The sequence below is a fragment of the Halomonas organivorans genome (assembly GCF_014192055.1).
Taxonomy (GTDB): domain Bacteria; phylum Pseudomonadota; class Gammaproteobacteria; order Pseudomonadales; family Halomonadaceae; genus Halomonas; species Halomonas organivorans.
In genome coordinates this window covers 131,516-144,164 of the sequence record NZ_JACHXM010000008.1, presented here as the reverse complement: position 1 = coordinate 144,164, position 12,649 = coordinate 131,516, and the positions used below count along the sequence as shown (strand labels likewise).

The 12,649-nt window shown below is 66.1% G+C and carries 8 protein-coding genes; 3 read left to right on the top strand and 5 right to left on the bottom strand.

Going from position 1 to position 12,649, the window contains the following annotated elements; all coding sequences use genetic code 11:
- Window positions 1-51 precede the first annotated feature (51 nt).
- Together FHR96_RS10745 and FHR96_RS10740 are read left to right on the top strand one after the other, a co-directional pair.
- Window positions 52-960, top strand: a complete 909-nt coding sequence (locus FHR96_RS10745; protein WP_183387680.1) for an HAD-IIB family hydrolase — start codon at window positions 52-54, stop codon at window positions 958-960.
- The gene (locus tag FHR96_RS10740) at window positions 957-2,174 is read left to right on the top strand and encodes a glycosyltransferase family protein (protein WP_183387679.1); all 1,218 of its coding nucleotides are present in this window, start codon (window positions 957-959) and stop codon (window positions 2,172-2,174) included. The genes FHR96_RS10745 and FHR96_RS10740 overlap by 4 nt, the downstream gene beginning before the upstream one ends.
- 140 nt (window positions 2,175-2,314) lie before the next feature.
- On the opposite strand, the gene FHR96_RS10735 is transcribed toward FHR96_RS10740, so the two are convergent.
- On the bottom strand, window positions 2,315-4,138 hold the full coding sequence (locus tag FHR96_RS10735) for a sugar phosphorylase (protein ID WP_183387678.1): 1,824 nt from the start codon (window positions 4,136-4,138) through the stop codon (window positions 2,315-2,317).
- A 203-nt stretch (window positions 4,139-4,341) separates the two neighbouring features.
- On the opposite strand from FHR96_RS10735, the gene FHR96_RS10730 reads away from it, so the two are divergent.
- Window positions 4,342-6,879 (top strand): heavy metal translocating P-type ATPase, encoded by a 2,538-nt coding sequence (locus tag FHR96_RS10730; RefSeq protein ID WP_183387677.1) that lies wholly within the window; start codon window positions 4,342-4,344, stop codon window positions 6,877-6,879.
- Window positions 6,880-7,012: 133 nt separating this feature from the next.
- On the opposite strand, the gene FHR96_RS10725 is transcribed toward FHR96_RS10730, so the two are convergent.
- The 4 genes from FHR96_RS10725 to thiC all read right to left on the bottom strand — a co-directional run bounded on the left by FHR96_RS10725 (window position 7,013) and on the right by thiC (window position 12,614).
- Window positions 7,013-8,431 carry a Na+/H+ antiporter NhaC family protein gene (locus FHR96_RS10725; RefSeq protein WP_183387676.1) on the bottom strand — a complete coding sequence of 473 codons (1,419 nt, stop codon included), beginning with the start codon at window positions 8,429-8,431 and terminating at the stop codon, window positions 7,013-7,015.
- 37 nt (window positions 8,432-8,468) lie between these two features.
- A complete protein-coding gene (locus tag FHR96_RS10720; protein WP_183387675.1) occupies window positions 8,469-9,758 on the bottom strand; it encodes an NAD(P)/FAD-dependent oxidoreductase in 1,290 nt (429 codons plus the stop codon).
- Between the two features lie 5 nt (window positions 9,759-9,763).
- Window positions 9,764-10,594: an IclR family transcriptional regulator gene (locus FHR96_RS10715; RefSeq protein WP_246392888.1), complete on the bottom strand. Its 831-nt coding sequence runs from the start codon at window positions 10,592-10,594 to the stop codon at window positions 9,764-9,766.
- A 124-nt stretch (window positions 10,595-10,718) separates the two neighbouring features.
- Window positions 10,719-12,614, bottom strand: a complete 1,896-nt coding sequence (gene thiC / locus FHR96_RS10710) for a phosphomethylpyrimidine synthase ThiC (RefSeq protein WP_183387674.1) — start codon at window positions 12,612-12,614, stop codon at window positions 10,719-10,721.
- Between the last annotated feature and the right edge of the window lie 35 nt (window positions 12,615-12,649).

The following is a 12,649-nucleotide window of genomic DNA, read 5'->3' as shown; positions in this document are numbered from 1 at the left end:
GCACGTTCCATGCAGAGCGCTTCGTGAATCCGGGTAACACGAGGTGCTTCCATGTCTTCCGCTTCTACCTGCCCCCCAGCCGTCGGTCCGCGGCTGCTGTTCACCGACCTGGATGGTTCGCTGCTCGATCATCGCAGCTATGACTGGTCGCCGGCCGCCGGGCGGCTTGCACAGCTGCGCGACGACGGCGTGCCGGTGATTCCGGTGACCAGCAAGACCCGCAGCGAACTGCTGGCCCTGCGCCAGGACCTGAACCTCACCGAGAGCCCTTTCGTGGCCGAGAACGGTGCGGTGGTGGGGCTGCCCGCTGCCTGGTGCCATGCCCGGCTGGAACGCACGCCTGGCCCCGATGGACTGGTGATTCGCACCCTGGGCGTCGACATCGGCTTCATTCGTCAACGACTCGCGGTGTGGCGTGCACGACTGGGCGCGCATTTCACGCCGATGGGCGAGATGGGGCTCGATGATCTGGTGGCCGTTACCGGCCTTGCCGAGGGCGAGGCGCGTCTGGCTCGGATGCGCGAGGGCAGCGAGCCGCTGATCTGGGAAGACAGCGAGGCGCGGTTGGACGCCTTTCGCGAGGGGCTCGCCGGCGATGGCCTGCACCTGGTACGCGGGGGACGTTTCTGGCACGTCACCGGCGAGTCGGACAAGGGGAAGGCGGTGACCTGGTTGACCGAGCGCTATACCGCGTTGCGCGGGGTGCACCCGCAGACGCTGGCACTGGGCGATGGCCCCAACGATATCGCCATGCTCGAGGCGGTGGATCGGGCCGTGGTGATCCGCGGCTGCCATGGCCTGGAAGTAGCCCCCCGTCAGTCCCGGCTCTATCGCAGTCGCGCCACCGGGCCCGCCGGCTGGGCGGAAGGAGTCGATCACTGGTGGGGGCGAGGCGAGCGCCGGCCGCGGCCGGCGCTGACGGCGGCTGACAACGGGCAAGCGCAGAGGATCACGGCATGAGCGATTTTCATCAGAACGGCATCATCACCGATTTCCACAACCTCACGCGCCGGCCGCTCGAGGCGCTCGAGGAGGACCTGGTCGGCTTCTCGAAGCAGCGCCCGATGAGCCTGATCCTGCCGTCGCTGTTCTCCGAACTGGAGGGGCCGGCGTTGGCTCACATCGTCGACGAGTTGGCGCGAGTGCCCTATCTCTCGGAGGTGGTCATCGGTCTCGACCGGGCCGATCGGGCGCAGTTCGACAAGGCCCGCGAGTTCTTCGCACGGCTGCCCCAGCGTCATCGCATCCTGTGGAACGATGGCCCGGGGCTATGTGCCCTGGATGCCGAGCTCGAGGAGCAGGGGCTGGCGCCGCAGCAGCCGGGCAAGGGGCGCAATGTCTGGTACTGCGCCGGCTACGTGCAGGCGTCCGGGTGCAGTGAGGTGGTGGCGCTGCACGACTGTGACATCCTCACCTATGATCGCGGCATGCTGGCGCGGCTGTTCTATCCGGTGGCGCATCCTTACTTCAACTACGAGTTCTGCAAGGGTTACTACCCGCGAATCGCCGAAGGGCGCCTCAACGGTCGGGTCTCGCGGTTGATGGTCACGCCGCTGCTGCGCGCGCTCAAGCAGATGTTCGGTCCCTTGCCCTACCTCGAGTACCTGGACTGCTATCGCTATCCGCTGTCCGGCGAGTTCGCCATGCGCACCGAGGTGCTCGACGGGATTCGTATTCCCGCCGATTGGGGGCTGGAGATCGGCGTGCTCTCCGAGGTGCATCGCAACTACTCCACCCGGCGACTGTGCCAGGTGGATCTCGCCGATGCCTACGATCACAAGCATCAGCCGGTCTCCGCGGAGGATGCCTCCGGGGGGCTCAATCGCATGAGCCTGGACATCGCCAAGGCCCTCTATCGCAAGCTGGCGACCCAGGGCGTGACCTTCAGCGCCGAGGGATTCCGCACCCTCAAGGCCACCTACTATCGCATGGCGCTGGACCTGATAGAGGCCTACGATCACGACGCGCGGATGAATGGCCTGAGCCTGGATCGCCACAGCGAGGAACGTGCCGTGGAGCTGTTCGCCACCAACCTGCTCGAGGCCGGCGGCGTGTTCCTCGACAACCCCGGCGAACGCCCCTTCATTCCCAGTTGGAACCGGGTCAGGGCGGCCATCCCCGACCTGCTGCCGCGCATGGCCGAGGTGGTCGAGGCCGACAATGCTCCGGGCTGAGCCCGGGGGCTAGGAGCTGGAAGAGCCGGGCTTCGCCCGGAGCTGGAAGCTTGAAGAAAAACCTCGACCCTATGATGTCGGGGCTCATGCTGCCTTCCAGCTTCCAGCTTCCAGCTTCCAGCTTCCAGCTTCCAGCCGATTCACCCGCCGCTGTTTATCAACCAAAGAGCCCCGTAGGGCGGCAGGGTGTCCTCCGCCCGCCATGTTTCGCCGCCCAATCGATCCCGCCAGTCGGCCTCGTCCAGTGCTGCCAGCCCCAGCGGCTGCGGGCGGTCGGTGACGTTGTGGATCGCCAGCAGCCGGCGTCCGTCGCCGAGTGGACCGCGTTCGACGACCAGCAGCGTGGCGGGCGTCTCGATCACCCGCTGGGAGACGTCCGGGTGGAAGCAGGGTTCGTCGCGTCGCACCTCGAGCAGCCGCGTCAGGGCCGTGAAAGCCTGGTGGGTCGAGGTGTGCGGGCTGTCGAGCAGCCGTTCCAGGGCGCCAAGGTCCCAGCGGTGGCGGTTGATCGAGCGCAGCCGACCGCTGCGTTCCATGCCTTCGAGATCGTTGAGGGTGCCGGTCAGCGCATGCAGGTAAAGGGCCGGGATGCCCTGCAGGCCGAGCATCAACTGCTGGCTGCACAGGAACCGCGGTACCTGCCAGGGATCGGCGCCTCGGCGCGTGCCCTTCATGGCGTCGAACCAGGTGATGTTGATCTCGTAGGGTGAGTCCTCGCCGTCGTCTCTGGTGCGCATGCTGACGAAACCGCCGAAGCGATGCATCAGCTCGAGCAGTGCGTCGACCTCGTGATGGGGCAGCCAGCCCTCCAACGGGCGCACGCCGATGCCGTCGTGGCTGGCGGTGAAGTTGAGGAAGCTGCAGCCAGGCGGCAGCGCGGGCAGGCTTTTCAGCCAGGCCGCCAGGGTGCCTGCCTCGCCGCTGGTGAAGGTATGCAACAGCAGAGGGGGCAGCGGGAACTGATAGACCAGATGCGCTTCGTCCGGCAGCGTGGCGTCTTCCTCGAGGCCTTCGAGACCCTGGCGTTCAAGACCCTGACGTTCAAGACCCTGACGTTCAAGACCAAAGTAGCTGATGTTCTCGCGGTGCGGAACGTTGGTCTCGGTCAGGATCAGCGCTCCTGGCGCCACGTGATCGACGATGGCGCGCAGGAGCCGTACCACCTCATGGGTCTGGGGGAGGTGGATGCAGGAGGTGCCGACCTCCTTCCATAGGTAGGCGATGGCGTCCAGGCGGATCACCCGCGCACCCTGGCACAGGTAGAACAGCAGGATGCCGACGAACTCCAGCAGCACGTCTGGATTAGCGAAATTCAGATCGATCTGGTCCTCGGAGAAGGTCGCCCACAGGTGGCGGGGGCCGCGGCGGGTCGGCACCTTGACCAGCAGCGGCGAACTGCGCGGGCGCACCACCGCCGAGAGATCGCTGTCGGGGTCCATCTCGATGAAGTAGTCGCGCCCCGGCAGGTTGCCACCGAGGTAATCGGCGAACCACAGCGATTCGCGGGAGACGTGGTTGAGCACCAGATCGACGCCGAGGTCGTGATGGCTGGCCAGCTGGCGCACCTGGTGCCAGTCGCCCAGTTGAGGATCGACCTCGCGATAGTGAATGACCGAGAAGCCGTCGTCGCTGCTCCAGGGAAAGAAGGGCAGCAGGTGCAGGCCGCTGAAGGTCTTGGCAAGCCTGCCGGCGAGGAAGTCGTCGAGTACCTCGAGTGGTGCTCGGTCGCCGTCGAGCAGGCTGTCACCGTAGGCGATCAGCCACTGGTCGTGCTCGCTCCATAGCGGCCGGGCGGCGGGCGTTTCCCCATTCGAGGGCGTCTCGGGGGCCTGATGCGCCAGCAGGGTGAGCAGTCGGCGCAGCACCTCGTCGGCCCGAGGGCCGTAGAGATGGTGCAGGTGACGGTGGGCCCGCTCGCGGAAGGCGTCGGCGGCCAGCGGCGTCGAGAGGGAAGGAGTCGGCATGGGCGATCGCCTCGCGATGAGGGTTTACCAGGACATGCAGGCCGCGTGCCATATCGGGGTCGTCGACGGCATCGTCGCGCCGGATACCGCGAGCGTCATGCTTGAGCCTCGGGTGAGATCGATGTCTTCGCTTGAGTCTATAGCCACTACAGGGATTAGGCTTCGCTCAGCATCGAGATTCCGGAACCGCTCAGGAGGCTGATATGGCGTGTGACGCCGCGGGAACACAGAGTCGTCGCCACCACTGGCGCGTCGAGGGGATGGACTGTCCGAGCTGCGCCGGAAAGATCCGCGGGGCTCTCGAACGCCTCGACGGCGTGGAGGACGTGCGGGTATCGGTCATGCAGGGCTCGCTGGCGCTCGCGCTGGATGCCGGCAAGACCGCGCCCGAGACGGTCGAGACCCTCGTCGAGCGCTTGGGTTATGGGGTCCGGCGCCAGGCGTATCGGGAACAGGATGAGGACGTTGATGTCGCCTCGGAAGGCGGCTGTGCGGGACATGACCACCAACATGATCCCGCAGTCATGGACGATGCGTCGGCCCAGCACGATCACGAAACCACCGGAACGCCTCGGGTATGGGCCGTGGGCGGCATGGACTGCCCGAGCTGTGCGGCGACCATTCGCGGCGCGCTGGAGACATTCCCCGGCGTCGAGAACATCCGCGTCTCGGTGATGAACGAGACGCTCACCCTGTCGCTGGACGAGACCAGGACCTCTCCGGAGTCGATCACGGCCCGGGTGCGCCAGTTGGGCTATGAGGCCGCGCTGAACGACGCTTCCCCGGATGCCTCCCTGGCCAAAGGCGACGCTGCGCCGCGCCGGCGCTGGTATGCCACCGCCAAGGGACGCCAGGTGCTGGCAACCGGTGCGGCCCTGGCCGCCGCCATGCTGCTGCGCGTGACCGTCGGCGAGGCGGTGGCCCACTGGGCCTTTCTCGCGGCCTGTCTGGTCGGCCTGGTACCGGTCGCCCGGCGTGCGATCACCGCGGCGCGGGTCGGCATGCCGTTCACCATCGAGATGTTGATGACGCTTGCCGCCGCAGGGGCGCTGATCATTGGCGCCGCCGAAGAGGCGGCCATGGTAGTGCTGCTGTTCTCGATCGGCGAGATCCTCGAAGGGGTGGCGGCCGACCGGGCCCGGTCGGGGATTCGTGCGCTGGCCGACCTGGTGCCGAGGGAGGCGCTGCTCGAGGTTGCCCCCGGCGAGACCAGTTCGGTGGACGCCGCAAGGCTCGCGGTCGGTCAGGTGGTAATAGTGCGCCCCGGGGACCGAATCCCCGCCGATGGCCTCATTCTCGAGGGGCGCTCGTCGATCGACGAGTCGCCCGTGACCGGCGAGTCGGTGCCGCGGGTCAAGGGGGAAGAGGATGAGGTCTTCGCCGGCTCGATCAATCACGATGCGGTACTGCGCCTGCGCGTGAGCAGGCCGCCCGAGGACAACACCATCGCCCGTATCATCCGGCTGGTGGAGGAGGCCCAGGAGGCGCGGGCGCCCACCGAACGCTTCATCGATCGCTTCAGCCGCGTCTACATGCCGGCGGTGGTCGGCCTGGCGGTGCTGGTCGCCGTGGTACCGCCGCTGGCGCTGGGTGGCGCCTGGGGGGAGTGGATCTATCGGTCGCTGGCGCTGCTGCTGATCGGTTGCCCCTGTGCGCTGGTGATCTCGGTGCCGGCGTCGATCGCCTCATCACTCTCCACCGGGGCACGGCGCGGGCTGCTGCTCAAGGGCGGCGCGGTGATCGAGGCCGCCGCTCGCACCGAGGTGGTCGGCTTCGACAAGACCGGCACGCTGACCGCCGGCCGGCCGCAGGTGACCGACGTGGTCGCCGCCGGCGAAGCGCACGATACCGACGCCGTGATCGGCCTGGCGGCGAGCCTCGAGCAGGGATCCAGCCACCCGCTGGCAGTGGCAGTGCTCGATCATGCCCGATCGCTGGGCGTTGCAGCCTCGCGGGTCAGCGAGGCCCGGGCCCTTCCCGGGCGGGGCGTCGAGGCCCGATGCGACGGTCGGGAAGCCTTCCTCGGTGCGCCGCGTCACGTGGCAGAACGGTGGACGCTGCCGGAGGCTCTGGCCGCGCGCGTCGACGCGCTGGAGGCCGAGGGCAAGACGGTGATCGTGGCGGTCGAGGAGGGCGTCGTGCTGGGCGCGATCGCCATGCGCGACGAGCCGCGCGATGACGCTGCCAATGGCGTTCAGGCGCTGTCGGCGCTCGGCGTGCGTGCGGTGATGCTCACCGGTGACAACGACCGCACGGCGGCGGCCATCGCCGGGACCATCGGGCTCGAGCGCCGTGCCGAGCTGTTGCCCGAAGGCAAGGTCGAGGCGATCCGCGAGCTCGCCGGCCGCGAGCGGGTGATGATGATCGGCGACGGCATCAACGACGCCCCGGCACTCGCCAGTGCGCACGTGGGCGTGGCCATGGGCTCGGGCACCGATGTGGCGCTGGAGACTGCCGACGGCGCCCTGCTGCGCAATCGGGTGGGCGACGTGGCGTCGATGATTCGCCTGGCCCGGGCGACCATGACCAATATCCGCCAGAACATCGCCATTGCCCTGGGTCTGAAGGGACTGTTCCTGGTCACCACTGTGCTGGGGATCACCGGCTTGTGGCTGGCCATCCTGGCGGATACCGGGGCGACCGTGCTGGTTACGCTCAACGCCCTGCGGCTGCTCGGCTTCGCACCCGGAGGTCGCGACGCCCAGGAGGAACCGGTGGTCGGTGCCGCCTCGACGTCCTGAAGCGGAAGGCGTCTCGACGAAAAAACGCCGCGCCGGCTTAATGCTAGCGCGGCGTTGTGCGTGAGGGGCGAGAGGTCAGCTCCCCTGTTTCCTGTACACGTTCAGCTTGGTGCCCTGGTCGCGAATAGCCTCGTCAGACATTGCCCAGCCAGAAGAAGCCGATCAGCAGATAGATGACGAGACAGCACGCGGCAACGGCCAGAGCATAGGGAATCTGCGTCTTTACGTGGTCTATGTGATCAGAGGCCGCTCCCGTCGAGGCCAACACGGTCGTATCTGACAGCGGGGAGCAGTGGTCGCCGAACACGCCGCCGCCGGCAACTGCGGCAACGCAGGCATAGATCAGCGGAGTAATGGCATCGCCAGTGAGGGTGAAGGCGACCGGAATGGCTAGCGGCATGACGATGGCGAAGGTGCCCCAGGAGGTACCGGTGGAGAACGCGATGACGGCGGCGATCAGGAACGTGACGGCCGGTAGCAGGTGTGGTGTCAGCCACCCTTCGGTGACAGTGACGATATAGTCGGCGGTGCCCATCTGCTTGGAAAGCTGGTTCAGCGAGTAGGCGAGGGCCAGCACGATGATGGCCGGCATGACGCCCTTCATGCCGGCGGTTGCCGTCTTCATGATGTCGTTGAGAGGCACTCCCTGGAAGCGCATGGTGACGCCGAGCACGACCGCGGCCGCCAGGAAAGCTTCCATGGTCTTGGCCGAGCCTAGAAAGACAAAGGTGCCAATCGCAACGGAGATGACGATCAGCACCGGCAGAATGAAATTCAGCATCAGCGAGGTGCGGATGCCCTCGTAGGGTGGGGTGTCGGTGAGCTCCTCGCCGAGCAGTGGCTCGGCGCCCTCGCGCAGTACGTCGCCGGTTTCCTGAGCGCGTCGTTCGGCCTTGCGCATTGGGCCGAACAGTGGCACCAGGCCGACGATCACGAGGCCAACCACAAGCACCGAGACGATGGCATAGAGGTTGAAGGGTATGGCGTGGACGAAGACAGACATGGCCTGACCGGCATCCTCGATCGGCCCCATGCCGATGAGCAGGCCGGCGATGAAGACGGCCCATCCGGTGATGGGCACCAGCACGCTGACGGGAGCCGAGGTGGAATCGGCGATGTAGGCGAGCTTTTCCCGGGATACCCGGTAGCGATCGCTGAGGCCGCGCAGCGTGGTGCCGACGAAGAGCGGACTGAAATAGTCGCTGAAGAAGACGAACATGCCCATGAACCAGCCGATCAACTGGACGCGCACGCGTGTCAGTCGGCGTTTTTCCACCCACAGGGTGAAGTTCTGGATGGCCCCGGTGCGCTGGAAGAAGGCGATCACCGTGCCGATGAACAGCTCCAGCAGCAGGATCCAGGAAAAACTCGTCGTGCCCAGCGTTTCCTTGAGCAGGGTGGGAAAGCCCATCAGTCCCTTGCCCATGGTCAGGACGCCGACCAGGCAGGCAATGGCCAGCGAAAATACCGTGTTGCGCGTGATGAAAGCCAATGCGATCGCCAGCGCCGCGGGTAGCAGGGACAAGAGTCCGAAGGTGTCAGTGGTTTCCATCTATACCTCGCTTGTTGTTGTTTCCAGTGTCAGTTGTTCAGGTTTCGGCGATGCCCTTGCGGCGCTCCCAGGCCGAGGTCAGGGCGAAGCCGAGATGGCGCCAGGGTTCCGGTGGCATCCAACTGGCGCGTCCAAAGAGTGCCGGGACATCCAGCGTCGCTTTCCCCATCGCCTGTCGGGCCAGTGCGTCGCCGAGACAGGTGCCCTTGACGATGCCGCCGCCATTGCAGCCGGCAGAGACATGCAGCCCAGGCTGGATTTCTCCCCACACCGGGGCCCCGTTATGGGTCAGCCCGGTAGTGCCGCCCCACAGGCTGGTGAAGGGCACGTCGGCCAGCAGGGGGTAACGAGCGTCGAGGCTTTGCCGCAGCGAGGCTGTGATGACGCTGTTGTCGGCTTCGCGTTCGTAGCTGTAACAGGAGCGGATCATCAGGCGGCCATCGGCCGTCGTGCGCAGGGTGCATCCCAGCCGGTGTGCTGGCAGCAATCCCCAGACGTGGCCGGCGATGCTCGAGCGGAGCGAATCGGACAGCACTTCGGTAACGGCGGCATAGGTGTAGATGGCCGTAAGCCGAGACCTGTCGGCACCCAGGGCCCTTGAGAAGGCGTTATTGGCAAGGATCACGTGAGGCGCACGCACCGTTCCATGAGGCGTGGTGACTCGCCATCGGTTGCCATCTCTCACCACGCCGGTGGCGGGCGAATGTTCATGCAGGATGACGTTCGGCGCCAGCGCATCGGCCAGCCCGCGAATCAGGGCCGCGGGCTGGACCAGATAGCAGTCCGGGGAGTACAGGCCCTGGTGGTAGTAGTCGGTACCGATGCGGGCCTCCAGATCGCCTCGGTCGAGCACTTCGTGACGCAATCCCGCGGCCAAGAGAAACTGGCGGTATGCGGCCAGGGAACGCTTCCCGGCGCTTCCTCTGGCGGCTCGGTATGTGCCGCTGTGGTGCAACTGGCAATCGATGCCGTGGTGGTCGACGAGTCGTTTCAGATCGGCCATGGTGGCTCGGCTCAGCGCGTTGAGCCGGGAAAGGCGCGAGATCTCGTCGGCGGAGGCATCGTTGGCGAGGGCAATTTCCAGCATGAAGCCGGAGTTGCGCCCGGGGCTTCCCTCACCGATGGCATCGGCGTCGAGCACCAGGATCCGGTCCTCGGAGCGCTCCGATGCCCAGGCACGTGCGGCGGCCAGCCCGGTGTAACCTGCACCGACGATGACCACGTCGGCTTGCTCGTCGGTCTTCAAGGCCGGTCGAGTGACGCTGGGAGATAGCCAGGCGTTCCAGCCGCAAGGCCGCTGGTGGGAGGGCTGGCAGGAAGTCGTCATTGGGTTCACTCCAGATACAGCAGGCTATGTGCCTCTGCGAGAAGGCTGGCGACTTCGGCACGCATGCCGTCGAGCACGGCGGCGCGATGCTGGTCGTTCATGCGTGACTTGAGCATCGAGCAGCTCAGTGCTCCCAGGGGATAGCCGCTGTGATCGAGGATGGGAATGGCCAGTCCGGTGTATTCGGGTAGCTGTGAACCCTCGACGCCACGGGCATAGCCATGTTCGAACAGGAAGGCGATCTCGGCTTCGATGGCGGCGATATCGATACGATAATCACGGCTCAAGGCGGCTCCGCCATGCTGCAGAATCGTGCGTTTCTCGGCGTCATTCAGATACGCAAGCAAAGCAATGGAAGCCTGGCCGACGCCCAAGGGAACCCGACCTCCGGTGGCGCGAACGAAGCTGCCCACTGGGTAAGCGCCGTTTTGTGCCTCGAGACAGACAGCGTGAATACCGTCGCGGGCGAACAGGTAGAAGCTGTCGCCGAACTGCTGAGCGAGTGACAGCAGGCGGGGACGCATGAGATCGCGCAACCCTGAGCCATTGCCGGCCTGGGCACCCAGCACCAGGAGTTCGTAGCCCAGTTGGTAGTACCCTCGCGCCGGGGCCGAGCGTAGAAAACCCTGCTCGCGCAGGCCCTTGAGCAGGCGATAAATGGTGGGCCGGCTCAACGTGGTGGCGTCGAGATAGTCGTCGATATTGGCCCCCCGATAGCCACAGCGTGCAGTGACCTGCAGCAGCTGCATGGCGTTATGCAGCGTCGAGGGGCTCTGGGATTTCGCGACATGGGGAAACATGCTGGAACCGCTGCTGATCGAATGTCGGATCAGCATAGCGATAGCAATCGGCTATTTCGTCTCACTCATTGAGATTTTGAATGACCTGCTAGAAGGAAGTGCAGCGAGATGCATGCCCGTCACCGTGACCTGACGGTGACGGGCTCGCCGATCACATGAATCAGACCTCCTTGTACAGCTCTGCGCCCTGGTCGCGGAACTTCTCGGCTTGCTCTTCCATGCCGCGTTCCACCGCCGCGCGGTCGCCGTCGAGGCCGTTTTCCGCGGCGTAGTCACGCACCTCCTGGCTGATCTTCATCGAGCAGAACTTGGGCCCGCACATGGAGCAGAAGTGGGCGACCTTGGCCGAGTCCTTGGGCAGGGTCTCGTCGTGGTACTCGCGGGCGGTGTCCGGGTCGAGCCCCAGGTTGAACTGGTCCTCCCAGCGAAACTCGAAGCGCGCCTTGGACAGGGCGTTGTCGCGACGCTGGGCGGCCGGGTGGCCCTTGGCGAGGTCGGCGGCGTGGGCGGCGATCTTGTAGGTGATGATGCCGGTCTTGACGTCGTCCTTGTTGGGCAGGCCCAGGTGCTCCTTGGGGGTCACGTAGCAGAGCATGGCGCAGCCGTACCAGCCGATCATCGCCGCGCCGATGCCGGAGGTGATGTGGTCGTAGCCTGGTGCGATGTCGGTGGTCAGCGGCCCGAGGGTGTAGAAGGGCGCCTCGTCGCACTCGCGGAGCTGCTTGTCCATGTTCTCCTTGATCAGGTGCATGGGTACGTGGCCGGGGCCCTCGATCATCACCTGGACGTCGTGCTGCCAAGCGATGCGGGTCAACTCGCCGAGGGTCTCGAGCTCGGCGAACTGGGCTTCGTCGTTGGCGTCCGCCACCGAGCCCGGACGCAGGCCGTCGCCCAGCGAGAAGGCCACGTCATAGCGCTTGCAGATCTCGCAGATTTCCTCGAAGTGCTCGTAGAGGAAGCTCTCGCGGTGGTGGTAGAGGCACCACTTGGCCATGATCGAGCCGCCGCGGGAGACGATGCCGGTGGTGCGCTTGGCGGTCAGCGGTACGTAGCGCAGCAGCACGCCGGCGTGGATGGTGAAGTAGTCGACGCCTTGCTCGGCCTGTTCGATCAGGGTGTCGCGGAACACTTCCCAGGTCAGGTCCTCGGCCACGCCGTTGACCTTCTCCAGCGCCTGGTAGATGGGCACGGTGCCGATCGGTACCGGGGCGTTGCGGATGATCCACTCGCGGGTCTCGTGGATGTTGGCCCCGGTGGAAAGATCCATGACGGTGTCCGAGCCCCAGCGGATGCCCCAGGTCATCTTGTCGACCTCGTCCTCGATGGAGGAGGTGACCGCCGAGTTGCCCAGGTTGCCGTTGATCTTCACCAGGAAGTTGCGGCCGATGATCATCGGCTCGGATTCCGGGTGGTTGATGTTGCAGGGGATGATGGCGCGGCCGGCGGCGACCTCATCGCGCACGAACTCGGGGGTGATCTCTTCGGGCAGGTGGGCACCGAAGCTCTCGCCGGGATGCTGGTGGCCGAGGATGCGCTCGACCTCCTCGGTCCCGATCGCTTGGCGACGCTGGTTCTCGCGGATGGCGATGAACTCCATCTCGGGGGTGACGATGCCTTGGCGAGCGTAGTGCAGCTGGGTGACGTTCTGGCCTTGCTTGGCGCGGCGCGGCGTGCGGGTCAGGTCGAAACGCAGCGGGGCGAGCATCGGATCGTTGGCTCTACGGCGGCCGTACTCGGAGGTCGGCCCGTCGAGGAACTCGGTGTCGCCGCGCTCCTCGATCCAGGTCCGGCGCAGTTCGGGCAGGCCTCGGCGCAGGTCGATGTCGGCCTCGGGGTCGGTGTAGGGGCCGGAGGTATCGTAGACCAGCAGCGGCGGGTTCTGCTCATCCGGGCCCTCGCCGGAGGTGCGGGTCGGCGAGAGGCTGATCTCGCGGAAGGGCACGCGAATGTCGGGGCGCGAGCCTTCGATGTAAAGCTTGCGCGAGCCGGGCAGGGCCTGGACGGCGGCGTCGTCGACGCGGGCGCTCTCGGCGAGGAAATGATCGGTCTTTGCCATCGGTCGGTCTCCCTTTGCTTGGGTGGTGTTATCAG